The following is a 22,080-nucleotide window of genomic DNA, read 5'->3' as shown; positions in this document are numbered from 1 at the left end:
CGCCGGCTAGTCCATCTGCACATGCAGCTTGGAGAACACGCCGGCCCAGAACCGTTGCTCCTGGTCGCTGTAGGCCTTGATCTGCGCGAGATCCATGTCCACGGTCTCGGCACCCATTTCCCTCAAGCGTTCGGTGGTTTTCGGCTGGGCGATGGCCTTTCTGATCGCCACGTTCAGCTTTTCCAGGATGGGCCTGGGTGTGCCGGCGGGCGCGAAAATCGCCGCCCAGGAGTACAGCCCGAAGCCGATGCCCGACTCACGCAAGGTGGGCAGGTCGGGCATCAGGTCCGTGCGTTCCGGACTGGTGACCGCCAGGGCCCGGACCAATCCCTGGTCGATGAAGGGCTTGGCCGAAGCCAGTACCGCGAACATCATCTGGACCTGTCCGCCCACCAGGTCATTCAAGGCGGGCGCTTCCCCGCGGTAGGGAACGTGGACGATATCCACGCCCGCGGCGCTCTTGAAGATTTCTCCGTTCAAGTGCAGGCTCGATCCGCGTCCGCCGGAAGCGAAGTTCAGCTTGCCGGGATGCGCCTTGGCGTACTGCACCAGTTCCTGCGCCGTCCGTATCGGCAGGGACTTGTTGACGATCAGCACGCCCGGGTTGCGGGCGATCATCGCCACGGGAACCAGGTCCTTGAAGAAATCGTAGCTCTGGTTGCGATAAAGGAAGGAGTTGGTGACCCCCGACAGGCCGCTGACGCCCAGGGTGTATCCGTCGGGGGCGGATTTGGCGACGAAGCCTGTGCCGATGTTGCCGTTGGCGCCGGGGCGGTTGTCGACGATGACGCCTTGTCCCAGGAAGGACTCCAGGTCGGCCAGCGCCGAGCGCGCCAGGGAATCGCTGCTGCCGCCCGGCGCATAGTTGACGACCACGCGTATGGGCCGCTCGGGGTAGTTCGATGCGTCGGCCGCGACGCAGGGGATGGTGGCCACCGTGCCAGCGAGCAGGCTGGCGAATGCAAGGAATCTCATGCTGTTCATACGACCGACCTCGGTTGATGTGTTGACTGCCAATCACGCCGCCGCCCAAGGCGGCGCTTTCATTCGATCAACACATCCGCTTCGTCGATCAGGGACGCGGGGAGCTGGAGTCCCAGCCGCCGGGCGTTGTTCAGGTTGAGCGTGGTCGGCCCGCGCATGCTGCGATCGATGGGGATCTGCGCGGGATCCGCGCCGTGCAGTATCTGGTCGACGACCTGCGCCATCATCGGCCAGCCTTTCTTCTTGCCCGGGCTGATGGTCGCCAGGCCGCCCGCCCGGGTGATGGACATCTGATTGCCCACGGCGGGCAGCCGCGCATCCAGGAAAAGCCTGCCCAGGACTTCGCCGTTCATGTTGAACAGCGCATGGGGGCCGACCAGGACGGCCTGGCAGCCGTCCCGTTTCATGGCGAGGACGCTGGACTCGAAGTCCTCGGTGCGCAGCGTTTCGTAGATCGGCATTTCGCAGCCCATGGCGCGCGCGGCGTCGGCGAATTCGCGCATCACGGCGGGAGCGGGCGAATAGGTCGGGTTGTAGAGATGGCCGATGCGGGTCAGGCCGGGAACCGCCATCTTCAGCAGCCTGACCTTGGCCCAATTGTTGTAGGGGATGTAGGAGAAGCCGGTGAAATTCATGCCCGGCCGCCGGTAGCTCTCGGCCAGCCCTGCTTCGATGTGGTTGGTGGCCCAGCAGACGACGGGGATTTTCACGTCCCGCGTGGCCTTCTTGAGGGCGATGTTGGCATTGGTCAGGAAAGAAACGATCACGTCCGCGGGCCAGGCGACGAGGGCCTCGGCATGGGCCTGGATGAGGTCCTGGTCGCGGTTGCCGTACAACTCCTGGTAGACCACGTCGACGTTTTCCCGATAGCCGATGGCCTCCATTCCTCGTTTGAAATCGACGATGTCCTGCGTGTCGATGACCGGGTCGCCTTTCGCGACCACATGGATCAGGCCGACCCGATAGGGTCTGCCCGGCCCATTGTGTTGCCCTTGCATGAATGTCTCCTTCTATGCACTGCCCGTTTGTTCTGAAATAGAGAACGGCGTATCAAAATTACGAACCTATGATAAACATCGGCGCGCAAGGCCGTCAATCGGGAGATGCGTGCGGGGACGACGCCGGATGGCCTCGGCGTCCATATGAAGACGCGAGGCGGTCAGGCGGAAACGACGGGGGATGGGATCAGGCGGAGGAGCCGAGCTTTTCCGAGACCCGGCGGGCGGCCTCGCAAACCCGCTGCGCATGGTCGCGCATCCGCTTCGGCGTGAGGCGGTCGGTCGGGCCTGAAATGCCGATGGCGGCAATGGCCTTGCCGTAGCGATTGAAAACGGGGGCGGCCAGGCCGCCTATCCGCTCTCGCCATTCGCCGCGGTTGATCGCATAGCCGAGCTTGAGCACGCCGGCGAGTTCCTTGCGCAGGGCATCGCCGTCGGGCAGGGACAGGCGCGTATGGGGGGCGAGCCGCGCGGCGGCGGCGGCGATGATGTCGTCGTCCTGGTAGGCCAGCATCGCCTTGCCCGTCGCGACGGCGCTGGCGGGCGCGCGGCCGCCGACCTCGGTGTACGCCCGGATGGGCTGCGGGCTGTCGATCTTCTCGAGATAGATGACCTCGGTCTTGTCGAGTATCGACAAATGCACCGTTTCCTGTGTCTCGAGCGCGAGGCTTTCCATTTCGGGCAAGGCCACGGCGCGGACCGCCAGGCGTCCTACGATTTTCTCGCCCAGGCTCCAGATCTTGGGCGTGGCGAAATACTTGCCTTCGACGGAATCGACATAGCCGAGCGCGGCCAGCGTCTGCAACAGGCGGTGCGCGTTGCTCTTGGAAAGTTCGAGCTCGCTGGCGATGTTGGTCACCCCGCGCGGCGTGTCGCTGTCCGCCAGGGCCTCCAGCAGTTTCAGGCCCTTCGAAAGGGTCTTGTCGATCATGGGAAGAAGAAAATCCGGTTGCGGACCACCGGCGAGTTTATCTCGCGCGGATTCGCTTGTCCCGCCGGCTACCGCTGGCGCCGCCCCGGCCCCGCCAGGCTGCGCTCGATGCGCTTTCTTCTTTCTTCCAGCGCCTTGACCAGGGCCGGCACCCGCTCGGGACGTATCCGATCCTGCACCGCGCTCAGGCTCAGCGCCGCCATGGGGGCGCCGTGCGCATCCGACACCCGCACCGCCAGGCCGCGCACGCCGGTCATGACCAGGCCGTCGCTCAGCGCGTAGCCGTCCTCGCGCGCCCGCGCGACGGCGGCCCGCAGCGACGGTTCGGACACGTTGGGATAGGCGCGCAGCGGTTCGCGTATCGATTCGAACACCAGCTCCGCCTCGTCCTCGGGCAGGGCCGCGATCATGATGATGCCGCCCGCCCCCACGCCCAGCGGTCGGCGCGTGCCGACGTCGACGGTGAAGGCCTTGATGGGATAAGGGCCCATCTTGCGTTCGATGCAGACGGTGTCGTAGCCCGAGCGCACCGCCAGGAAGGCGGTGTCGCCGGTCTCGTCGGCCAGCGCCTGCATGTCGGGCCCGCACAGCTGGCGCAGGTCGGCGCGGCCGCTGGAAACGGACCATCCCAGCACCGCCATCTCCATGCCCAGGCGGTAGCGCCGGGTGTCCTCGTCCTGTTCGACCAGGCCATGCTGCAACAGCGACGTCAGCAGCCGGTGCACGGTGGGCTTGGACAGGCCGGAGGCATGCTGGAGGTCGATCAGGCGCAGGCCGGATTCGCCGGCCGACGCCAGGAGCCGCAGCACCGCGACGGCCCGGTCCACGGTCTGCGCGCCGCTGGTGTCGGGACGATTCATGGCGCGCATCGTAGCATGCAGGGTGGCCGTCACTCGCCGTCCAGCTTGATGCCGGTCTTGCTGACGATGCCGCTGTACAGATCGATCTGCTGCTTCCAGAACGCGGCCAGCTCCGCGGGCGTGGAGCCGACCGCCTCGGACCCGGCATCCTTGAATCGCTGGCGCGACTGCGGGTCTTTCGCGGCGGCCGAGACGGCCGCGGCCAGGCGGTCCAGGACGGGCTTGGGCGTGCCCGCCGGCGCGTAGATCGCGACCCAGAACGGAAACGCGTAGCCGGGCACGGCTTCGGCCACGGTGGGCACGTCGGGCAGCATGGCCGAGCGCTCGGTGGTGGTCACGCCCAGCGCCCGCACCCGGCCTTCATGGATGTTGCCGATCTGCGGCGGCACGCCGTCCAGCATCATGTGGATGCGTCCGCCCAGCAGGTCCTGCATGGCCGCCGCCGTGCCCTTGTAGGGCACGTGCTGCATGTTGACGCCGGCCAGGGTCTTGAACAGTTCGGAGGCCAGGTGGATGGCGGTGCCGTTGCCGGAAGACGCGTAGTTGTACTTGTCGGGATTCTTCCGGAGCAGCTCGACGAACTCCTTCATGTTCCGCGCCGGCACCTTGGGATTGACGACCATGACCAGCGGGAACTGGGCGACCAGGGACACGGGCGCGAAGTCCTTGACGGGATCGAAGCCCAGCCGGTCCTTGCCCAGCAGGCCGGTGGCGACGGCGGACGAGGAATTGAAGATCAAGGTGTAGCCATCGGGCGTCGCGTTGGCCACGGTCTTGGCGGCGATGGCGCCGCCGGCGCCGGCCATGTTTTCCACGATGACCTGCTGTTTGAGGTCTTCGGCCATCTTCACCGCGGCGATGCGGGCCAGTTGGTCGATGCCGCCGCCCGGCGAGAACGGCACCAGCAGCCGGACGGGGCGGGTGGGGTAGTCGGCGGCGTGGGCCGGCGCGGCGGCGGTGGCGGCCAGCGCGAAGGCGGCCGCCCAGTGGATGAGGGGTTTGAACATGTGTGTCTCCGTTGCGGGCCTGTCGCGGCCCGTGTCGTCGTGCGTCAGGGTTGGCCGGACAGGTCCAGGCCGCGCGCGTCGTCGATGAGATGGGCCAGGCGGTCGCGGAAGAAGGGAGCGGGCTTGAGGATGCGGCATTCCTGCGACAGCATCAGCGGCCTGGCCTGGACCAGGAAGGCCTTCCAGTCCGGATCGGCGAACAGCGCGTCGCGGCAGTCCATGCGCTGTTGCAGGCTCCGGTAGCCCCACTGCGTGACGGTCTGGTTCAGGGCGCCGATCTCGCTCACGTAGTAGCCCAGCAGCGCGGGCAGGTGGCGCATCTGCGCCGCCATGCCTTCCTTCCTGTACAGCGCGACGAAGGCGTCGAGGTTGCCCGGATGGTAGGTGTAGAGCCGTTGTTCGACGATCATGTCGCCTCCCGCTGGTCCTGGCTGAACTTGTAGACGTGGGTGCGCCTGGCCAGTTCGGGAATGGGCATGCCGGCCTGGATGTCCTGGTAGCGGCGGGCCTCGCCTTCGCCGATTTCCTGCGCGCGCTTGAGCACGGTCTCGACGGCCTCGCGCGGGATGAAGCAGATGGCGCCTTCGTCGGCCACCACCAGGTCGCCGGGCCGCACCTGCACGCCGCGTATGTGGACGATGCCGTTGATGGCGACCGTCTCCAGCCGCCACTTGCCCGTGATGGAGCTGACGCCGCGCGACCAGATCGGGAAGTCCTGCGAGCGCGACTGCTCCACGTCGCGGATGGCGCCGTCGATGACGGCGCCCGCCTCGCCCTGGCGCCTGGCGATGGCGGCCGACAGCCCGCCCATGTTGGAGATGCCGGGCACGCCTTCGATCACGAGCACGTCGCCGGGCTCGGCCAGGTTGTGCGCCTCGATCTCGGCCATCTTCGAGATGCGGTCCTTGGCGCCCTTGTAGGCGTCGTCGCGCTGTTCGACGTTGCGCAGTGTCAGCGCCGGGCCGGCCATGCGCCGTCCGGGCAGCGTGGGCGGCAGGTCGCAGCCCGGAACCACCCCGCACAGGCCGAGCTCGTCCATGGCGTCGGACACGGTGCCGGTCAGGTCCTCCAGGGCGAGGAAGGCGTCGATGACGGATTGCGGATAGCGGGGGATGTCGAGATCGCCGAAGACGGCGGCGGGCAGCTTGCCCAGGGGAGTCTTGCTGGTCATGGAGTGTCCTTGGGGGTCAGGCGGCGGGCGTGCCCGCCATGACGATATGGAAGAGGCGAAGGAAGTTGTCGCGGGCGATGGCGTCGATGTCCCGGCGTGCCAGGCCGATGTCCGCCAGGCCGGCCAGCATGTCCTGCTGGGCCTGCAGGCCGTCGATGGGATAGCGCCACGGCCAGGTCCCGTAGACCTCGGGCTTGCGCATGAATTCCTGGTAGCGCTCGGCCGGCTGGTCGGTGATGAAATCCGACCCTATGCCCACGTGCGCCACGCCGATGCGGTCGACGGCATAGCGGATGTGCGCCACCACGTCCTGCACGCCCGGGGTCTCGCCCGGCATGCGCACCAGCGGCGGCAGATAGGTGATGCCAAGCACGCCGCCGTTGGCCTTGAGCGCGTCCAGCAGGGCGTCGCTCTTGTTGCGGGCGTTGGGGCACAGGGTGTAGGCGTTGGCATGCGTCACCGCCACCGGATGGCGCGAGATGGCCAGCACGTCCAGGCCGCTGCGGTCGCCCACGTGCGACAGGTCGATGACGATGCCCAGGTCGTTCAGCACGCCCACCAACTCACGTCCGAGCGAGGACAGGCCGGCGTCGGCCGGCTCGGCGCAGCCGTCGCCATACAGGTTGCGGATGTTGTGCGCGACCTGGATCACGCGCACGCCCAGCGCGTGGAAGAGCTCCATCAGCTTCAGGTCGCGCTCCACGCCGGGCACGTTCTGGTAGCCCAGCACGATGCCCAGCTTGCCTGCCTGCCTGGCGCGCTCGAAGCCGTCCGCGTCCTCGACTACCTGGACCAGGTCAGACAGGGTGGCGAGGTGCGCGCGGTAGTCGGCCAGCTGGTTCAGCGAATGGCGCAGGTCGGGAACGGGATTGATGCCGCGAAAATTGTTCAGCGTGATGTGGACGGCTTCCACGCCGTGGGCCAGGCTGGCCTCGGCGTAGGCGGCGGTCATGCGCGCGCCGTTCAGCAAGTCGAATACCTTGATCATGCTCGATGGCTTTCCTAGTGAATGCCGGTCCGTAATATGGACCAGCGAGACCAGGATTTTCGGTTTGAAGGAATGCCATGTCGAGATTGATGGTCCGATATATGGACCAGAATGAGAAAACGGCGCGAACCGGTGCCCGCCAGGCCGCGGGCGAGACCCGCAGGGGAAGGCCGGTACGCCGCCAGGCGCGGTCAGCGGGCCGGGCGACGCGTCCTTGCCACCGCCGGGGCGGGTTGCGGCCCGCCCTGGAACAGTTCCACGATCGCCTGCCGCAACCATGTATTGCCCGGCTCCTGGTCATGGCGCTTGTGCCAATAGACCATGACGTCGTAGCCCGGCATCTGCACCGGCGGGGCGAAGTGGCACAGGCCCCAGCGCCGCGCCACCGACAGCGCGAGGTTGCGCGGCATGATGGCGACGACGTCGGTGTCGGCCACCAGTTCGGCGATGGCCAGGAAGTGCGTCACCCGCGCCACCACCTGCACGCTCATGCCGTTGGCGACCAGCATGCGGTCGATCAGCACCGAATGGTTGGTGCCCGCGACGTTCGGCACGACATGGCGTGCCCGCTTGAACTCCGCCAGGTTGAGCGTGCCGCGGGGCACCGTGGACGGCCGGGCCACGCAGGCATAGACGTCCGAGAACAGGATCCGGCTGCGCACGCCGGCGATGTCGGGATTGATGGCGCCCAGGGCGAGGTCGATGGTTCCCTTCGACAGTTCCTGGGCCAGTTCCTCCGGGCTCGCGCTGGTGGCGATCGTCTCCACGCACAGCCGCGGCGCGTGGTGCTGGAGATGGAGGATGAGCCGGGGCAGGAAGGTGTGTTCACCGATGTCGGTCATCGCCAGGCGGAACACGCGGCGCGCGGTCGCGGGCACGAAGGAGCCCTTCTCCAGCGTCTGGGCCAGGATCTGCAAGGCCTGGGAGACCGGCCCCACGAGTTCGTCGGCGAAAGGCGTGGGTTCCACGCCCTTGGCCAGCCGTACGAACAGCGGATCGCCGTACATGTCGCGCAAGCGGGCCAGCGCGTGGCTCATCGCGGGCTGGCTCAGCCCCAGCGCCTTGCCCGCCGCCGTGAGGTTGCGCGTGCGGTAGATGGCATCGAACAGGTCCAGCAGGTTCAGGTCCAGCTTGCGCGACAACGGCTTGTCCATGCCTGTGTCATTCTTTTGAAGAATGAAAGAGATTCAATCATTTCATTTTACATATATCTACCCCAAACCTAAGATTCGCTCCATATCGAGTGGAGCGAGACGATGAGTACATCGACACCCGCCAGCGGGCCCGGATTTTCCGGGTACGTGCTGGACGACGCGGACAACGGCAGGTTCCTGGTCGACCGCGGGATCTACCGGGATCAGGCGCTGTTCGAGGCCGAGATGGCCCGCATTTTCGAAGGCGGTTGGGTCTACCTGTGCCACGAAAGCGAGCTGGCCCGGCACGGCGATTACGTGACGCGCTACATGGGGCGCCAGCCCGTGGTGGTGAACCGCCGCAAGGACGGCAGCATCGGCGCCTTCGTCAATGCCTGCGCGCACCGGGGCACCGTGGTCGCGCCCCTGCGCAAGGGATCGGCCAGGAGCTTCACCTGCCGCTTCCACGGCTGGACCTATGCCGAGACGGGGCGCTGCATCAAGATCAAGAACCAGGAGACCGGCGCCTACGCGGACGACGAGACCCTGCGCGACGGCTTTGGCCTGAAGGTGGTGCCCCGGGTGGACAGCTACCGGGGCTTCGTATTCGGCAGCCTGCGCGCCGACGTGGGCGAACTGGCGGACCACCTGGGGCCGACCCGGGCCTGGATAGACCTGATGGCCGACCAGTCGCCCGAGGGGCTGGAGGTGGTCGAGGGCGATTCCACCTACATCATCCGCGGCAACTGGAAGATGGGCGGCGAGAACGGCGTCGACGGCTATCACGTCAGCACCGTCCACCGCGTCTTCGCCGCCACGATGACCATGCGCGAGGAAGCGCGCGGCGGCGCCGGCACGCAGAAGACCGAGGCTGGCCGCATCGTGGGCAGGGTCGAATCGGGCACCGCGGATTTCGGCAACGGCCACATCGGCATCTGGGCCCGGCGCTCGACGCCGGAGGCCGCTCCGCTGTACGAAGCCCGCGAGCGCCTGCTGGGCGAGTTCGACGAGCGCAAAGTGGACTGGATGGTCGGCATGGGGCGCAATCTCTACCTGTTCCCCAACATGCTGTTGTTCGACCAGCCCTCGACGCAGATCCGCATCCTGCGGCCGCTGTCGGCGGACCGCACCGAGGTCCGCATCCAGTGCATCGCGCCGCGCGGCGAGAGCCCCGAGGCCCGGGCGTCGCGGCTGCGCAAGTTCGTGGATTTCTACCTGCCCACGGGCATGGCCACCTCGGACGACATCGCCGCGCTGGAGGACACCGCCGTCGGCGGCGAGGCCAGGCTCAGCCGGTGGAACGACTACGGCCGGGGGGAAAAGGCCATGCGGCCCGGCGCGCAATGCCAGCCGCTGATGGACATAGGCTGCGAGGCGGTCGCGGCGTCCGACAACTGGGACCACGAGGTCTTCTACCAGGGCTACTACCGCCACTGGCTGCGGGTGATGAACGAGGAGCGGGACTGATGGCCGTCGATACCGACCTGCACGCGCAGGTATCCACCTTGCTGGCCCGCGAGGCCATCTACCTGGACGAGAAGAACTGGGATGCGTGGCTCGATCTGTTCGCGCCGGACGTCGAGTACTTCGTGCCCGCCTGGCTGTCGGAAGACACCCTGACCACCGACCCGCGCACGCAGCTGTGCCTGATGCACATGGATTCCCGGCTGGGCCTGGAGGAACGCGTGTTCCGCATCCGCAGCCGCGATTCGTTCGCGTCGCTGCCGCTGGACCGGACCGCGCACCAGACGACCAACATCCTGGTCACCGGGCAGTCCGGCGACGAGGTCGAGGTGACCGCGTCCTGGCTGGCGCATTGCGTGGGGCCGCGCGGCCAGGCCACGCGGGGCGGGCGCTACGACTACACGCTGCGGCGCACGGGCGGCGGGCTGAAGATCGCGCGCAAGCGCATCGTGATGATCGACGAGAAGATCGAAGGCACGGTCGATGTCTATCACATCTAGGCGGCCGCACCATGCATGACATCACCGCGATCTTCGAGGACGGCCGGACGGTCCGGTTCCCGGCCCGGCCCGGCGAGGTGGTCTACCAGGCCGCCTATCGCGCCTCGGTGCAACTGGCCCACGACTGCCTGGAAGGCGCGTGCGGCGAATGCAAGGCCTGGTGCACGGCGGGCGAGTTCGAGCTGGACGACTACAGTGACGAGGCCTTGTCGCGCGACGAGCGCGACCAGGGGCAGACACTGCTGTGCAAGATGCGGCCGCGCTCGCCATGCGTGGTGGAGCTGCCCTATCCTTCCGACTTCCAGGCCGGGCACGCGCCGGCGTCCATCGCGGCGCGGCTGGCGGCGGTCGAGCGCGTCTCGTCCACGGTCGTGCGGACGCGGCTGGAGATCGACCAGCCGCTGGATTTCCTGCCGGGCCAGTATGCCAACCTGTCGGTGCCCGGCGCCGGCGTGTCGCGAGCCTATTCGTTCGCCAACCTGCCGGGCGGCAAGCTGCTGGAGTTCTTCCACAAGCTGGTCCCGGACGGCGCCATGAGCACCTATCTCGCCCGGCGCGCGACCGTTGGCGACGCGCTGGCGCTGACACCGCCGTCCGGCCATTTCTACCTGCGCGAGAACGGCCGCCCGCTGCTGCTGGTCGCCGGCGGGACGGGGTTGGCGCCCTTCCTGTCCATGCTGGGCCACCTGGCGCGCGGGCCCCGGCCGGCGCCGCCGGTCCGACTGCTGGTCGGGGCCAACGCGGCGGCGGAGTTCTTCGCCCACGAGCAACTGGCCGGGCTGGCCGGCATCCTGCGGGTCGAGATCGAGCGCATCGCGGTCTCCCGCGAGGGATGGGCCGGCGCCAGCGGCCATGTCACGCAACTGCTGCGCGACGACATGCTGCGGGATGCGCCCGATGTCTATCTATGCGGCCCACCGCCCATGATCGAGTCCTGTGCCGGCTGGCTGGCGGCACGGGGCGTGGACCGCCACCGGGTCCGGGCCGAGAAGTTCCTTCCCTCGGCCTAAGCACCGGCCGGATCGCGAGTGACCGCAGTGTCACGCAGTGCCCTACATATTGGAGACAAGCATGCCCAAGTCCATTCCGTCCGTCCGTACCCGGCGCGCCGCCTGTCTGTTCGTGGCCGGCAGCCTGCTGTCCATCCACGCCGCCGCCGGCGCGAATGAACAGGCGTGGCCCGCCAAGCCGATCCGCATCGTCGTGGCCTTCGCGCCGGGCGGACTCACCGACATCATCGCCCGGGCCTTCCAGCCGCGCCTGACCGAGATCTTCGGCCAGCCGGTCATCATCGAGAACCGTCCCGCGGCCGGCGGCACCGTGGCTGAAGGCGCCGTGGCGCGGGCCGAGCCGGACGGCTACACGCTGCTGATGACCGCCGATGGCGTGCCGGCCAATCCGCATCTCTACAAGGGACTGTCCTATGACATGTTCCGGGACCTCCAGCCGGTCAGCCAGCTGGTCCGTATTCCGCTGGTCATGCTGGTCAATCCCTCGCTGCCGGTGAAGTCCGTCAAGGAGCTGGTCTCGTTCGCCGCCGCCTCGCCGGGCAAGTATTCCTACGCGAGCCCCGGCGCTGGAACCAGCAATCATCTGTTCTTCGAGGTGTTCAAGGACATGACCCGGATGGACATGGTGCACGCGCCCTACAAGGGCGGCAGCCCCGCCATGACCGACCTGGTGGGCGGGCACGTGCAGGCGCTGCTGATCTCGGCCACCCTGGCGGTGCCCCAGGCGCTGGGCGGGAAGGTGCGCGCGCTGGCGGTGACCAGCGACCAGCGCATGGACGCGCTGCCGGACGTGCCCACCTTCGCCGAGGCGGGCTATCCCACGTTCAATCCGCACCAGTGGACCGGCCTGTTCGTGCCGGCGGGCACGCCGCCGGCGCTGGTGGCCCGCATCCACCAGGCCTTCGCGAAGGCGGCCGGGGCGCCCGACGTGCGCGCGCGCCTGAAGGAATTGTCGGCCGAGCCCTATATGACCTCGCCCGAGGTATTCAAGCAGAACCTCAGGAAGGACTACGACATGCTGGGCGCGCTGATCGAGAGCAAGGGCATCACGCGCTAGCCGCGCCGGCCACGCTCCGGGGGGAATGCGCTACGATGGGCGCGGCCAGAGAGGGCATCCCACCGGAGCGGGCATGGAGACCAATTCGCCGATCGATCCTTACCGCAAGATCAGCGCGCGCATCATTCCCTTGATGATGCTGCTGTACCTCATGGCTTTCCTGGACCGGGTGAACATCAGCTTCGCCGCGCTGACCATGAACCAGGACCTGGGCTTCACGCCGACCATCTTCGGCTGGGGCGCCGGCATCTTCTTCATCGGCTACTTCCTGTTCGAGGTTCCCAGCAACCTCATCCTGGAGAAGGTCGGCGCGCGCCTGTGGATCGCGCGGATCATGGTCACGTGGGGCCTGATCTCGGCGGCCATGGCCTTCGTGTCGGGCACCGCGAGCTTTCTCACGCTGCGCTTCCTGCTCGGGGTGGCCGAGGCGGGATTCCTGCCGGGCATGCTGCTCTACCTGACGTACTGGTTCCCGGCCCGGCACCGCGCGAAGTTCATCGCGCTTTTCATGGCCGCGGTGCCGCTGGCCAGCGCGGTCGGCTCGCCGGTCTCCGGCCTCCTGGTCGGCATGGACGACGTGATGGGGCTCAAGGGCTGGCAATGGTTGTTCATTCTGGAAGGACTGCCTTCGTGCCTGCTCGGCATTGTCGTCCTGTTCGCGCTGCCGGACCGTCCCGCCACCGCGAAATGGCTGTCTCCGCGTGAGCGCGAGATCGTCGAGGCCGACCTCGCGCGGGACCGGCTCGCCGCTTCCGGCCGCAGCCACCACGCCATGTGGCCGGCCCTGGCGGACCGGCGCGTGCTGGTCCTGTGCGGCGTGTACTTCGGCATCGTCATCGGGTTGTACGGCATCGGCCTGTGGCTGCCGCAGATCGCCAAGGCGATGGGGTATTCGAACGCCGCGGTCGGCTTTATCGTGGCCGCGCCCTATGCCGTCAGCGCGGTGGCGATGTTGGCCTGGGGGCGCCACAGCGACAAGCACGGCGAACGCGCCGGGCACGTCGCGGCCGCGGCCCTGGTCAGCGTCGCCGGCCTGCTCGCCAGCCTCTACTTCGGCACGCCGTGGATGGCGTTGTGCTGCCTGGGGCTGGCCTCGGTCGGCATCTATGCCTGCCTGGGGCCGTTCTGGGCGATGCCGCCGTTGTTCCTCCAGGGCACGGCGGCGGCGGGCGGCATCGCACTGATCAACTCGGTCGGCAACCTGGGCGGCTTCGCCGGTCCCTACCTGATGGGGTGGATCAAGGAAAGTACCGGCAGTTTCTCGCTGGGCATGGCCGCCATGGCCGGTTGCCTGGGCGCGGCCGCGATACTCGCGCTATCGCTGAAACGGGAAATGCGGGCGATGCGCGGGACCGCCGAACGCGCCGCGGACCCCGGCTAGGGCCGGTCCGATCGTCGCGGAGGGTCCGGGCATGGCGCCCTACGCCGGATCCGTCTTCACCAGGCAATACGCGGCGGTATCGTAGGGCACGGTCACGACGGCGCGGCCGTGCAATTCGGGCTCGGCGTCGATCAGCGCCTGCAACCGCTCATCTACGTGCGCACGTTTCTCCGGCGGGAGTGCCGAAATGAAACTGGTGGAGCGCACCCGGTTCAGGATCACGTCTTCCGGGGACCCGGCGTGGCCGTTGGCGTAGTGCCGTTCGTCCATGGCGCCGAAGCCGGGGTGGGGGAAGGCCTGGCGCCACGCGCCGGTGTAATAGCGGGGGGCGTCGCCCTCGAATTCATTGACGATGCGGTCCATGCCGGCCACCCAGGGCACGCGCGCGTCGCGCATGTTCCAGACCAGCCCCAGCCGGCCGCCCGGCTTCAGCACGCGATGGATTTCGTCCAGGGCTTCGGCCGTGGCGAACCAGTGAAAGGCCTGCGCGCACACGACCGCGTCGACGCTGGCATCCGGCAGCGGAATGGCGTCGGCGGTGCCGACCAGCGGCCGGACGTCCGGATGAGCCGCGGCCAGCTTGTCCAGCATGGCGGCCACCGGTTCCACGGCGATCACGCTGGCGCCCGTGGCAAGCAGCCGGGGCGTGAATTTGCCGGTGCCCGCGCCCAGGTCCAGTACGGCGGCGCCGGCATGCAGGCCCAGCGTGTCGCGCAGCCAGCCGGCGATTTCCGGCGGATAGTCGGGACGCCCGCGGACGTAGGTGTCGGCCCCTTTGGTGTAGCCGTCGGCGGCCGAGTGATGGATGGCGCTCGTGCTGTCCATGTGTTCTCTCCATTGAATCGCGGGGGGGCGATCTGTTTTACCATGCGCGTTTGCCGGGCATGGAGGCCGTATGCACGAAATCAACTGGGACGACTTCATGAAGGTCGAGCTGCGCGTGGGCCGCGTCGTCGGCGCAGAGGTGTTCGTCCAGGCGCGCAAGCCCGCCTATGTGCTGCAAGTGGATTTCGGCGAGGAGCTGGGCGTGCGCAAGTCGAGCGCGCAGATCACGCACCACTATCAGCCGGAGGATCTGGTGGGCCGGCTGGTGGTGGCGGTGGTCAACTTTCCGCGCAAGCAGATCGGGCCGCTGATGTCGGAATGCCTGGTGACGGGTTTCCATGACGAGAACGGCCATGTGGCCCTGTGCGTGCCGGACAAGGATGTGCCGCTGGGCACGCGGCTGCTCTAGGGCCGGTTCACGCTGAATCCGCGCCCCGGTCCGCCGGCGCGTCGACGTCGCGCCGCGCCAGCCATTCTTCGCGCGTGATCTCCCAGATTTCGCTGGGCAGCCTGCCCGACACGTAGCCGCGTTCTTCGGTGGCGACCATGCGCATGCCGCCGCGTGCCGAGATCCGGCTGGACGCGAGGTTGGCCGCGGCCTTGGGCACGCGCAGCCTGGGCTTGCCCAGTATCCCGAACCAGTAGTCCGTGACCGCGTCGGCCGCTTCCGTCATCAGGCCCTGGCCTTGCCATTCCGGCACGATCCAGAAGCCGCGGTTGTTGTCCGGGTCGTCCATCAGGCTGATCACGCCGATCAGCCGGTCCGGCTCTTGTTTGGGCCGCAGGCTCCAGTGCCATTCGCGTCCCTGCGCCATGGCCGGCAGCGCCGCGTCGCGCAGGAACGCCAGCGCGCCGTCTGGCGGGTACGGCCAGGGCACGCGGTCGGCCAGGAAGCGCACGATCTCCCAGCGCGCGAAGGCATGCTGGATGGCCGGGGCGTCGGCCAGCGCCAGGGGCCGCAACTGCAGGCGCGGCGTGGAAAGAATGGGAACGGGCATCGCGGTATCCTGTGAGGAGGACATTCTGCATCCCGAGACTCCCATGCCGCAACGCCTGCCCGTTGAACTCGCCAAGTGCTACCGGCTGCTGAACCATGGTCCCACCGTGCTGGTGGGCAGTGCCCACGGCGGGCGCAGCAATGTCATGGCGGCGGCGTGGTCGATGCCGCTGGACTATGCGCCGCCCAAAGTCGCGGTGGTGATCGACCGCCATACGCTGACGCGCGAACTGGTGGAAGGATCGGGCGAGTTTTCGCTGAACGTGCCGTCGCGCGAACTGGCGCAGGCCACGCTGGATGCCGGCAGCCTGTCCGGCCGGGACCGGGACAAGTGGAGCGGGCATGGCCTGGACGCGTTTCCGGGCGAGGCCATCGGCGCGCCGTTGATCGAAGGCTGCCTCGGATGGCTGGAGTGCCGGGTCATACCGGAACCGCATGTCCAGGAACGCTACGACCTGTTCCTGGGCGAGGTGGTCGCGGCCTGGGCGGATCCGCGGGCATTCCGGAACGGGCACTGGGAGTTCGAGCCCGGCATGCCGCGCAGCATCCACTACGTCGCGGGCGGGAATTTCTTCGAGACGGGAGCGGCGTTCGAGATCGAAAAGCCGGCCTAGCGGGACACCGCCTCCGCCATAAGGACGGCCATTACATCTTCAGGGCGCGGCCCTGCAGCTTGTCGATGACGCGGAACAGCGTCGCGCGTTCCTGCGGCGACAGATCCGCCAGCAGGTCTTCCTGGAATTCCAGGGCGACAGGAACGACGGCCCGGTAGACCGCCTCGCCGGCATCGGTCAGGTCCAGGAAGGCCTCGCGCCTGTCGTTCTCGTTGGGGCGGCGCCGGATCAGCCCCGCGGCTTCGAGATCGGTGATCGCGCGCGACACCATGACCTTGGTCATGCGGGTCTTGGCGCAGATGTCGCGTGCCGTCATCGCGCCGTGTTCCTCTTCCGTGCCGCGCCTCTCCCCCAGGAAGGAAATCACGCGCCAGCGCGGTCCGTCGATGCCGAAACGCTCGGAATACGCCGCGTAGCTGCGCGCGAAGCGGTCGGCGACCAGGCTGGACAACATGTTCAGCCTATAGGGCAGGAAGGCGTCGAGGTGCAGGGAAGGGAGTTCGCCCGCCGAGCGGGGGGAAGCGGACGTCGAGCGCTTGGTGGCCATGGGGACGAAGCTGGAGTCTGGATGCCAAAGGGCGAATTCTAGCCCTCTTGCCGCGGCGAACGCAGAGTCCGCACTTGTCGGCATGCGGGTTTTGCCTAGTCCGCGCGTCATCGAAAATCGCTTGACTTGGTTTCACGGGAAACTAATACTACCGGAAATTGGTTTCGTAAGAAACTAATTGCGGCGCTTGGGCCGCATATCGATTCTTGATGGAGTGGCCAGCATGGCATCGACCGAAGGCATATCGGGCAGCGGCGCGCGATATGACTCCCTGTACTTCGACTATGTGCATCATCCTTTCGAGCTTCCCGCGGAAATGCGCGGGGAAGCGCCGGTGCATCAGGTGGTCGTGGCCGGGGCGGGACCCGTCGGCCTGACCGTGGCGCTGGAGCTCGCCCGGCGCGGCATCGAAGTGGTGGTGCTGGAGGAAGACGACACGGTCAACCGCGGCAGCCGCGCGGTCGGCACCGCGCGGCGCAGCCTGGAGATCTTCGAGCGCATCGGCGCGGGCACCCGCTTCGTCGAGACCGGCGTGTCGTGGAAGGGGGGGCGCAGCTACTACCGGGACAAGCTGGTGCTGGATTTCCAGGTGCAGCAGGATGCCCGGCTCAAGCATCCGCCCATGGTGTCGCTGGCGCAGTGCCACGTCGAGCAATACCTTTACGAGGCGCTGCGCGCCTGCCCCAACGTGTCCCTGCGCTGGTCGTCGCGCGTGGAACAGGTCGAGCAGGACGGCGAACGGGTGACCGCCCAGGTCCATACGCCGTCCGGTTCCTACGCGCTGCATGCGCAGTGGCTGGTGGCCTGCGACGGCGGCCGCAGCGCGGTGCGCCGCTCGCTGGGCAAGGAACTGCGCGGCAGCGTGTACGAAGGCCGCTACCTGATCGTCGACATCCAGATGCGCAGCAAGGAGCCGCCCGGCCGGCGCGTCTGGTTCGATCCGCCGGCATTTCCCGGGGCGACCATCATCATGCACAAGCAGCCCTTCGACATCTGGCGCATCGACTACCAACTGCTGCCCGACGAGGACCTGGAACAGGAGATCCAGCCCCAGCGGGTACGCCAGCGGGTGACCGAGTTCCTGACATCGATAGGCGAGACGGCCGACTGGCAGATCGACTGGATCAGCCCGTACCGCGCGCACAGCCTGACGCTGGACGACTACCGCGACGGCCGCGTGCTGTTCGCCGGCGACGCCGCGCATCTGGTGCCCATCTTCGGCGCGCGGGGCATGAACGGCGGCGTGGACGACGCGCACAACCTGGGCTGGAAGCTGGCGAGCGTGGCGGCGGGACACGCCACGCCGGCCTTGCTGGATACCTATTCGATCGAACGCGTGGACGCGGCCAGGCAGAACATGGCGCTGGCGGAGAAGAGCACGCGCTTCATGACGCCGCCCACGCGCGGACACGCCGTCATGCAGGAAGCGGTGCTGTCGCTGGCGGTCAGCGAACCCTTCGTGCGCGAGCTGATCAATCCGCGCCAGGTAACGGAACTGCGCATGACCGGGTCGGCGCTGCGCCTGCCGGACGATGGGTCGTTCGGCCACGGCCCCGCGCCCGGCGCCGTGTGCCCGAACCTGCCGTGCGGCGCGTCGGCCGGTGGACCGGTCTTCCTGCACGACAGGTTGGGCAAGGATTTCACGCTGCTGGTGTTCGGCGACGATGGGTTGGCCGACAAGTCACGGCGCCTGGACGCCCTGCGAGGCTCGATGGGGGTGCCGTTTGGCGTCGATGCCGTCGCGGTCGATGACGCCGGGGTCGCCGGGGCCTTCGACGCGAGGCCAGGTACGGTGTACCTCGTCCGGCCCGATGGACACGTGATGGCGCGGTGGCGCGCCTGGGAACCCGAAACGGTGTTGCCGCGCCTGGTGCGCGCGGTACAGGGTAAAGAGTAAAGAGGAGTTGGACCATGCTGGTTGAACAGACATTGCCCGCGGGGCTGCTGGAACGCAATTGGGAGGCGCTGGCCATCGCGCTGAACGAGGCCGGGCCGGACAAGGAGGCGGTCTTCCTGGCCAAGGTCGCCCTGGCGCTGTCGTCCATGCTGCCCGATCCGGGCCGGCTGGAACAGGTCATCGAGGCCGCGCTGCGCGACCTGCGGCACGAGGAGCTGGCATGAGCACGCGCGACACACGCATCGCCATCGCCGGCGCCGGCATAGGTGGCCTGGCCGCCGGGCTGGCCCTGCTCAAGCAGGGCTTCGACGTGGACATCTACGAACAGGCGGCCGAGCTGGGCGAGGTGGGCGCCGGCGTGCAGATCAGCCCCAACGGCACGCGGCTGCTCCGGGCCTGGGGGCTGGGTGAGGCCATGTTCGAGCTGGGCACCCAGACCCAGGGCAAGGAGATCCGCGTCTGGAACACCGCGGATGCCAACCGCTACCTGGAGCTGGGCGCCGCGTCCGTCTCGAAGTACGGCGCGCCCTACCTGACGTTTCACCGCGCCGACCTGCATGCGCTGCTGCTGGATGCCGTGCGGCGCGAGAAGCGCGACGCGATCCACCTGAATGCCGCCTTCGCTTCGCTGGGTACGGCGGACGGCGGCGCCGAAATGCGCCTGGCCTCGGGCCAGACCGTCCGGGCCGACGCGCTGATCGGCGCCGACGGCGTCCATTCCAAGGTGCGCCAGTCCCTGTTCGGCGCTGACCAGCCCCGGTTCACCGGCTGCATGGCCTGGCGTGGCCTGATCGAGGCCGACCGCCTGCCGGCATCGATCAACCGCACGGGGGGGGTGTCGTGGCTGGGCCCGACCGCGCACGTGCTGACCTACCCGATCCGCAAGGGACGGATGCTGAACTTCATCGGCATGGTGGATCGGGCGGACTGGACGGTCGAGTCGTGGAACGCGCGCGGCACGATCGAAGAGTGCCTGGGGGATTTCCAGGGCTGGCACGAGGACGTGATCGCGATGATCGAACGCATCGAGGTGCCCTACAAGTGGGCCCTGATCGTGCGCGACACCCTGCCCGTCTGGGTGCGGGGACACGTTGCCTTGCTGGGCGACGCCTGCCACAGCACGCTGCCCTTCATGGCCCAGGGCGCCAACATGGCGCTGGAAGACGCCATGGTGCTGGGCCGCTGCCTGCGGCGCACGCCCGGCGACATCCCCGCCGCGCTGGCGTCGTACGAACGCATGCGGGTCGAGCGGACCACGAGGATCGTGAACGAGTCGGCGGCCCAGATCACGCGGGTCCATGCGCCCGTGCTGGCCGAGGCCGGCAGCGCGCGGGACCACATCCGGCGCGAGTGGGAGCCGGACCGCGTCGAGGACCGCTACGACTGGGTCTATGGCTACGACGCCATCGAGCAGCCTTTCGCCTAGGAGCGCCGCCATGTCTTCTTCCGCCGACGACGACCTCGCCATACGAAGCCTGCGGCAGCGGTGGGCCTTCCATCGCGACCAGGGCGATTTCACCGGCATGTCCGGCTGCTTCCATCCGGAGGCGACGGCCAGCATCTCGTGGTTCAACGGCAAGGTCGCGGACCTGGTGCCGCTGCTGGCGGCCAGCGACGCGGCGCGCAAGCCCGGCGAACACGGCAAGCACGGGGTCGGGAACTGCCGCGTGGAGCAGCGCGGCGACCGGGCCCTGCTGGAGTCCGACATGGCCATCCTGATCCGCGAATACATCGACGGACAGCTGTTCGACTACACCGGCCACTGCCGCTTCCTCGACCAGGTGGAACGGCGCGCGGGCAAGTGGGGCATCCTGCACTGGACGGCGATCTTCGACAAGGACCGGCTCGATCCGGCGCAGGGCGAGGCGCCCGCCTGGCTGCGCGAGGTCGACCTGGCCACCCCGGATGCGGGGCTGGCCTTCATGCGCCTGCGGCAACGCAGGAAGGGCCGCGACGTGCCCGCCTCCACGGTGGTGGGCGGCAGCGAGGCCGAGCGGCAATTGCGGCGCGACGCCTGGGCCTGGCTGGAGCGGCGCGATGGGCAGTGAACATTCTCCATTGAACGGTGAGTCCCGCACGATGAATCCTTCCACTCTCTGGTACACCCGCTGCCCGGTGCCGACGGCATTCGGCGTCGCCGTCGAGCGCGGTTTCCTCGATGCCGAGCTGGCGCGCGACGGCATCGTGGCGCGGTCGCTCGCATCGAGCACCGACAATCAGGTCAGGCAGTCGCATTTCCACCATTCCCAGCCCAACTCGTTCCGCCACGGCGGCAACGGCCCCCCGCTGGTGACCCGTTCGCGCGGCGGCCGGGTCAAGCTGATCGGCCTGTCGTGGAACGACAGCATCAAGCCCATGCTGGTCATGCCCGACAGCGGCATCGCCTCGGTGCGCGCGCTGGCCGGCAGGAAGGTGTCGCTGCCGATACGCGCCGGCGATTCCATCGATTTCTGGAAGGCCTCGTCGCTGCGGGGCACCGAACTCGCGTTGGCGCTTGAAGGCATGACCATGGACGACGTGGCGATGACGCCGGTCTCGACCAACCGCACTTTCATGGACGGGGCGACGGCCTCCACCGCCCAGACGGCCACCCTCTGGGGCGCGCACTGCATGCTGGGCCATCAGCGCGAGGAAGCCTTCGCGCTGGTCCGGGGCGAGGTGGACGCGCTGTACAGCCAGGGCGCGATCGCCGCCGTGGTCATGGGGTTCACCGGGGCGGTCGCCATCGCCGATGCGGCCGCCAGCCCCGACCTGGCCGGCCGCGTGAACAACGACGCGCCGCTGGCCCTGACCGTGAGCGAGGACCTGCTGGCCGAGCAGCCGGAACTGGTGGCGCGCTGCCTGGCCGCCGTCCTGCGCGCGGCCGCCTGGGCACAGGCCAACGAACGCGAGGCCAAGCGCATCATCGCCGCCGATACCGGCCTGCCCGAGGAACTCGTGGACGCGGCTTTTCCGCAAGACGTGCATCGCCAACTCGAGGTCGACCTGCGGCCCGAGTGGGTGGAGGCGCTGCGGGTGCAGCACGACCACCTGCTGCGGCACGGCTTCCTGGCCGCGCCCATCGCCTTCGAGGATTTCGTCGACCACGGTCCGCTGCGGCGAGCCCGGGAAATATTGGCCGGCGAAGCGGCCGTGCCCCTGTGAACACAAGAAAGGAGATCGCCATGCCCGAGGAATTCACCCGTTTCCTGACCCTGTTCGACCGGCTGGTCCGCTATTCCGACGACTGGGTGGCGCGCATGGACGCCGGCAAGATGGACTGGGCGCCGATCGAGAACGCCAGCACGCGCTTCGGCACGCGAGTGTCGCGCATCACGGTGCGCAGCCTGCTGATCCATACCGTGCTGGCCGAGCGCAACTGGGTGCGCGCCATTCCGGCCTGCGAGCCCGGCGGCGTCATTCCCCTGCCCAGCGATCCCGCCGCCGCGGCCCGTTTCGACGGCACGGACCTGCGCACGACGGCGCTCGCCCTGCACGAGGAGAATCTCGAGGCGCTGGGCCGCTATACGCCCGCCGAGCTTGGCAAGAAAGTCCACTTCGTCGGCCGCGAATGGTCCGGCATGGGGCTGCTGTGGGGCATGTACGCCCATCGCGCCTTCCACGTGGGCAACATCGATATCTATCTGCGGCAGAGCGACGTGGTGGGACCCGAGTTCTTCGAGTTCAATCCGGCCATCATGGCCTGATGCCGTTCACTTTTCTTCTCTTGCGATCCT

General features: G+C 68.1%; 25 protein-coding genes. 13 read left to right on the top strand and 12 right to left on the bottom strand.

Features of this window, described 5'->3' with window-relative positions:
• Nucleotides 1–6: 6 nt before the first annotated feature.
• From AC1Q6E_RS17460 to AC1Q6E_RS17420, 9 genes are all read right to left on the bottom strand, one after another.
• Complete coding sequence (locus AC1Q6E_RS17460) at nt 7–975, bottom strand: Bug family tripartite tricarboxylate transporter substrate binding protein (RefSeq protein WP_296559355.1); 969 nt, start codon at nt 973–975, stop codon at nt 7–9.
• A 68-nt stretch (nt 976–1,043) separates the two neighbouring features.
• Nucleotides 1,044–1,982 (bottom strand): ABC transporter substrate-binding protein, encoded by a 939-nt coding sequence (locus AC1Q6E_RS17455; protein ID WP_152798425.1) that lies wholly within the window; start codon nt 1,980–1,982, stop codon nt 1,044–1,046.
• Nucleotides 1,983–2,169: 187 nt separating this feature from the next.
• Complete coding sequence (locus tag AC1Q6E_RS17450; RefSeq protein ID WP_152798424.1) at nt 2,170–2,913, bottom strand: IclR family transcriptional regulator; 744 nt, start codon at nt 2,911–2,913, stop codon at nt 2,170–2,172.
• A gap of 68 nt (nt 2,914–2,981) precedes the next feature.
• Nucleotides 2,982–3,773 carry an IclR family transcriptional regulator gene (locus AC1Q6E_RS17445; protein ID WP_492573177.1) on the bottom strand — a complete coding sequence of 264 codons (792 nt, stop codon included), beginning with the start codon at nt 3,771–3,773 and terminating at the stop codon, nt 2,982–2,984.
• Between the two features lie 29 nt (nt 3,774–3,802).
• Entirely contained in the window at nt 3,803–4,780 is a 978-nt protein-coding gene (locus AC1Q6E_RS17440; RefSeq protein ID WP_492573176.1) for a Bug family tripartite tricarboxylate transporter substrate binding protein, read from the bottom strand.
• Between the two features lie 44 nt (nt 4,781–4,824).
• Nucleotides 4,825–5,190, bottom strand: a complete 366-nt coding sequence (locus tag AC1Q6E_RS17435; protein WP_152798421.1) for an NIPSNAP family protein — start codon at nt 5,188–5,190, stop codon at nt 4,825–4,827.
• Nucleotides 5,187–5,951, bottom strand: a complete 765-nt coding sequence (locus tag AC1Q6E_RS17430; protein WP_152798420.1) for an RraA family protein — start codon at nt 5,949–5,951, stop codon at nt 5,187–5,189. The genes AC1Q6E_RS17435 and AC1Q6E_RS17430 overlap by 4 nt, the downstream gene beginning before the upstream one ends.
• Nucleotides 5,952–5,967: 16 nt before the next feature.
• Complete coding sequence (locus AC1Q6E_RS17425) at nt 5,968–6,939, bottom strand: dipeptidase (RefSeq protein WP_296559345.1); 972 nt, start codon at nt 6,937–6,939, stop codon at nt 5,968–5,970.
• A gap of 191 nt (nt 6,940–7,130) precedes the next feature.
• Nucleotides 7,131–8,093 carry a LysR family transcriptional regulator gene (locus AC1Q6E_RS17420; RefSeq protein ID WP_492573175.1) on the bottom strand — a complete coding sequence of 321 codons (963 nt, stop codon included), beginning with the start codon at nt 8,091–8,093 and terminating at the stop codon, nt 7,131–7,133.
• Nucleotides 8,094–8,195: 102 nt separating this feature from the next.
• Here AC1Q6E_RS17420 and AC1Q6E_RS17415 point away from each other — a divergent pair, with 102 nt between their 5' ends.
• The 5 genes from AC1Q6E_RS17415 (at nt 8,196) to AC1Q6E_RS17395 (ending at nt 13,484) form a co-directional block, all read left to right on the top strand.
• Entirely contained in the window at nt 8,196–9,539 is a 1,344-nt protein-coding gene (locus tag AC1Q6E_RS17415; RefSeq protein WP_296559343.1) for an aromatic ring-hydroxylating oxygenase subunit alpha, read from the top strand.
• Nucleotides 9,539–10,036, top strand: coding sequence for an aromatic-ring-hydroxylating dioxygenase subunit beta (locus tag AC1Q6E_RS17410; RefSeq protein WP_492573174.1), 498 nt, complete (start codon nt 9,539–9,541; stop codon nt 10,034–10,036). Before AC1Q6E_RS17415 ends, AC1Q6E_RS17410 begins: the two co-directional genes overlap by 1 nt.
• A gap of 11 nt (nt 10,037–10,047) precedes the next feature.
• Nucleotides 10,048–11,046 (top strand): 2Fe-2S iron-sulfur cluster-binding protein, encoded by a 999-nt coding sequence (locus AC1Q6E_RS17405; protein WP_152798415.1) that lies wholly within the window; start codon nt 10,048–10,050, stop codon nt 11,044–11,046.
• A 61-nt stretch (nt 11,047–11,107) separates the two neighbouring features.
• Nucleotides 11,108–12,103 (top strand): tripartite tricarboxylate transporter substrate binding protein, encoded by a 996-nt coding sequence (locus AC1Q6E_RS17400; protein WP_152798414.1) that lies wholly within the window; start codon nt 11,108–11,110, stop codon nt 12,101–12,103.
• A gap of 73 nt (nt 12,104–12,176) precedes the next feature.
• Nucleotides 12,177–13,484: an MFS transporter gene (locus tag AC1Q6E_RS17395; RefSeq protein ID WP_152798413.1), complete on the top strand. Its 1,308-nt coding sequence runs from the start codon at nt 12,177–12,179 to the stop codon at nt 13,482–13,484.
• A gap of 39 nt (nt 13,485–13,523) precedes the next feature.
• Here the strand turns inward: AC1Q6E_RS17395 and AC1Q6E_RS17390 are convergent, their stop codons facing one another.
• Nucleotides 13,524–14,309, bottom strand: a complete 786-nt coding sequence (locus AC1Q6E_RS17390; protein WP_152798412.1) for a class I SAM-dependent methyltransferase — start codon at nt 14,307–14,309, stop codon at nt 13,524–13,526.
• 70 nt (nt 14,310–14,379) lie between these two features.
• Here AC1Q6E_RS17390 and AC1Q6E_RS17385 point away from each other — a divergent pair, with 70 nt between their 5' ends.
• The gene (locus tag AC1Q6E_RS17385; protein ID WP_152798411.1) at nt 14,380–14,718 is read left to right on the top strand and encodes a tRNA-binding protein; all 339 of its coding nucleotides are present in this window, start codon (nt 14,380–14,382) and stop codon (nt 14,716–14,718) included.
• Nucleotides 14,719–14,725: 7 nt separating this feature from the next.
• On the opposite strand, the gene AC1Q6E_RS17380 is transcribed toward AC1Q6E_RS17385, so the two are convergent.
• The gene (locus AC1Q6E_RS17380; protein WP_152798410.1) at nt 14,726–15,307 is read right to left on the bottom strand and encodes a GNAT family N-acetyltransferase; all 582 of its coding nucleotides are present in this window, start codon (nt 15,305–15,307) and stop codon (nt 14,726–14,728) included.
• 43 nt (nt 15,308–15,350) lie between these two features.
• Between AC1Q6E_RS17380 and AC1Q6E_RS17375 the strand changes: the two genes are divergently transcribed.
• A complete protein-coding gene (locus AC1Q6E_RS17375) occupies nt 15,351–15,920 on the top strand; it encodes a flavin reductase family protein (protein ID WP_152798409.1) in 570 nt (189 codons plus the stop codon).
• Nucleotides 15,921–15,951: 31 nt separating this feature from the next.
• Here the strand turns inward: AC1Q6E_RS17375 and AC1Q6E_RS17370 are convergent, their stop codons facing one another.
• Nucleotides 15,952–16,467 carry a MarR family winged helix-turn-helix transcriptional regulator gene (locus AC1Q6E_RS17370; protein WP_296558368.1) on the bottom strand — a complete coding sequence of 172 codons (516 nt, stop codon included), beginning with the start codon at nt 16,465–16,467 and terminating at the stop codon, nt 15,952–15,954.
• A 223-nt stretch (nt 16,468–16,690) separates the two neighbouring features.
• Between AC1Q6E_RS17370 and AC1Q6E_RS17365 the strand changes: the two genes are divergently transcribed.
• The 6 genes from AC1Q6E_RS17365 to AC1Q6E_RS17340 are packed head-to-tail and all read left to right on the top strand — an operon-like array spanning nt 16,691 to nt 22,050.
• On the top strand, nt 16,691–18,364 hold the full coding sequence (locus tag AC1Q6E_RS17365) for an FAD-dependent oxidoreductase (protein ID WP_492573173.1): 1,674 nt from the start codon (nt 16,691–16,693) through the stop codon (nt 18,362–18,364).
• Nucleotides 18,365–18,378: 14 nt separating this feature from the next.
• Complete coding sequence (locus tag AC1Q6E_RS17360) at nt 18,379–18,588, top strand: DUF2783 domain-containing protein (RefSeq protein WP_152798406.1); 210 nt, start codon at nt 18,379–18,381, stop codon at nt 18,586–18,588.
• Nucleotides 18,585–19,790, top strand: coding sequence for an FAD-dependent monooxygenase (locus AC1Q6E_RS17355; protein WP_152798405.1), 1,206 nt, complete (start codon nt 18,585–18,587; stop codon nt 19,788–19,790). Before AC1Q6E_RS17360 ends, AC1Q6E_RS17355 begins: the two co-directional genes overlap by 4 nt.
• 10 nt (nt 19,791–19,800) lie before the next feature.
• Complete coding sequence (locus tag AC1Q6E_RS17350; protein ID WP_492573172.1) at nt 19,801–20,412, top strand: nuclear transport factor 2 family protein; 612 nt, start codon at nt 19,801–19,803, stop codon at nt 20,410–20,412.
• Between the two features lie 31 nt (nt 20,413–20,443).
• Nucleotides 20,444–21,508 (top strand): ABC transporter substrate-binding protein, encoded by a 1,065-nt coding sequence (locus AC1Q6E_RS17345; protein WP_152798403.1) that lies wholly within the window; start codon nt 20,444–20,446, stop codon nt 21,506–21,508.
• A 20-nt stretch (nt 21,509–21,528) separates the two neighbouring features.
• Nucleotides 21,529–22,050: a DinB family protein gene (locus tag AC1Q6E_RS17340; protein ID WP_152798402.1), complete on the top strand. Its 522-nt coding sequence runs from the start codon at nt 21,529–21,531 to the stop codon at nt 22,048–22,050.
• Nucleotides 22,051–22,080: the final 30 nt, after the last annotated feature.

Source organism: Pigmentiphaga sp. MLSB6-MA01, assembly GCF_058793475.1.
This window is presented reverse-complemented; position numbering and strand designations above follow the sequence as displayed.

What these genes read in the sequence shown, in the direction of transcription:
- AC1Q6E_RS17345 (WP_152798403.1), top strand. Translation starts at nt 20,444, where the DNA reads ATGAATCCTTCCACTCTCTGGTACACCCGCTGCCCGGTGCCGACGGCA.
- AC1Q6E_RS17415 (WP_296559343.1), top strand. Translation starts at nt 8,196, where the DNA reads ATGAGTACATCGACACCCGCCAGCGGGCCCGGATTTTCCGGGTACGTG.
- AC1Q6E_RS17425 (WP_296559345.1), bottom strand. Translation starts at nt 6,939, where the DNA reads ATGATCAAGGTATTCGACTTGCTGAACGGCGCGCGCATGACCGCCGCC.
- AC1Q6E_RS17405 (WP_152798415.1), top strand. Translation starts at nt 10,048, where the DNA reads ATGCATGACATCACCGCGATCTTCGAGGACGGCCGGACGGTCCGGTTC.
- AC1Q6E_RS17420 (WP_492573175.1), bottom strand. Translation starts at nt 8,093, where the DNA reads ATGGACAAGCCGTTGTCGCGCAAGCTGGACCTGAACCTGCTGGACCTG.
- AC1Q6E_RS17410 (WP_492573174.1), top strand. Translation starts at nt 9,539, where the DNA reads ATGGCCGTCGATACCGACCTGCACGCGCAGGTATCCACCTTGCTGGCC.
- AC1Q6E_RS17375 (WP_152798409.1), top strand. Translation starts at nt 15,351, where the DNA reads ATGCCGCAACGCCTGCCCGTTGAACTCGCCAAGTGCTACCGGCTGCTG.
- AC1Q6E_RS17340 (WP_152798402.1), top strand. Translation starts at nt 21,529, where the DNA reads ATGCCCGAGGAATTCACCCGTTTCCTGACCCTGTTCGACCGGCTGGTC.
- AC1Q6E_RS17440 (WP_492573176.1), bottom strand. Translation starts at nt 4,780, where the DNA reads ATGTTCAAACCCCTCATCCACTGGGCGGCCGCCTTCGCGCTGGCCGCC.
- AC1Q6E_RS17380 (WP_152798410.1), bottom strand. Translation starts at nt 15,307, where the DNA reads ATGCCCGTTCCCATTCTTTCCACGCCGCGCCTGCAGTTGCGGCCCCTG.
- AC1Q6E_RS17385 (WP_152798411.1), top strand. Translation starts at nt 14,380, where the DNA reads ATGCACGAAATCAACTGGGACGACTTCATGAAGGTCGAGCTGCGCGTG.
- AC1Q6E_RS17370 (WP_296558368.1), bottom strand. Translation starts at nt 16,467, where the DNA reads ATGGCCACCAAGCGCTCGACGTCCGCTTCCCCCCGCTCGGCGGGCGAA.
- AC1Q6E_RS17360 (WP_152798406.1), top strand. Translation starts at nt 18,379, where the DNA reads ATGCTGGTTGAACAGACATTGCCCGCGGGGCTGCTGGAACGCAATTGG.
- AC1Q6E_RS17390 (WP_152798412.1), bottom strand. Translation starts at nt 14,309, where the DNA reads ATGGACAGCACGAGCGCCATCCATCACTCGGCCGCCGACGGCTACACC.
- AC1Q6E_RS17435 (WP_152798421.1), bottom strand. Translation starts at nt 5,190, where the DNA reads ATGATCGTCGAACAACGGCTCTACACCTACCATCCGGGCAACCTCGAC.
- AC1Q6E_RS17455 (WP_152798425.1), bottom strand. Translation starts at nt 1,982, where the DNA reads ATGCAAGGGCAACACAATGGGCCGGGCAGACCCTATCGGGTCGGCCTG.
- AC1Q6E_RS17365 (WP_492573173.1), top strand. Translation starts at nt 16,691, where the DNA reads ATGGCATCGACCGAAGGCATATCGGGCAGCGGCGCGCGATATGACTCC.
- AC1Q6E_RS17430 (WP_152798420.1), bottom strand. Translation starts at nt 5,951, where the DNA reads ATGACCAGCAAGACTCCCCTGGGCAAGCTGCCCGCCGCCGTCTTCGGC.
- AC1Q6E_RS17450 (WP_152798424.1), bottom strand. Translation starts at nt 2,913, where the DNA reads ATGATCGACAAGACCCTTTCGAAGGGCCTGAAACTGCTGGAGGCCCTG.
- AC1Q6E_RS17355 (WP_152798405.1), top strand. Translation starts at nt 18,585, where the DNA reads ATGAGCACGCGCGACACACGCATCGCCATCGCCGGCGCCGGCATAGGT.
- AC1Q6E_RS17400 (WP_152798414.1), top strand. Translation starts at nt 11,108, where the DNA reads ATGCCCAAGTCCATTCCGTCCGTCCGTACCCGGCGCGCCGCCTGTCTG.
- AC1Q6E_RS17395 (WP_152798413.1), top strand. Translation starts at nt 12,177, where the DNA reads ATGGAGACCAATTCGCCGATCGATCCTTACCGCAAGATCAGCGCGCGC.
- AC1Q6E_RS17460 (WP_296559355.1), bottom strand. Translation starts at nt 975, where the DNA reads ATGAGATTCCTTGCATTCGCCAGCCTGCTCGCTGGCACGGTGGCCACC.
- AC1Q6E_RS17445 (WP_492573177.1), bottom strand. Translation starts at nt 3,773, where the DNA reads ATGAATCGTCCCGACACCAGCGGCGCGCAGACCGTGGACCGGGCCGTC.
- AC1Q6E_RS17350 (WP_492573172.1), top strand. Translation starts at nt 19,801, where the DNA reads ATGTCTTCTTCCGCCGACGACGACCTCGCCATACGAAGCCTGCGGCAG.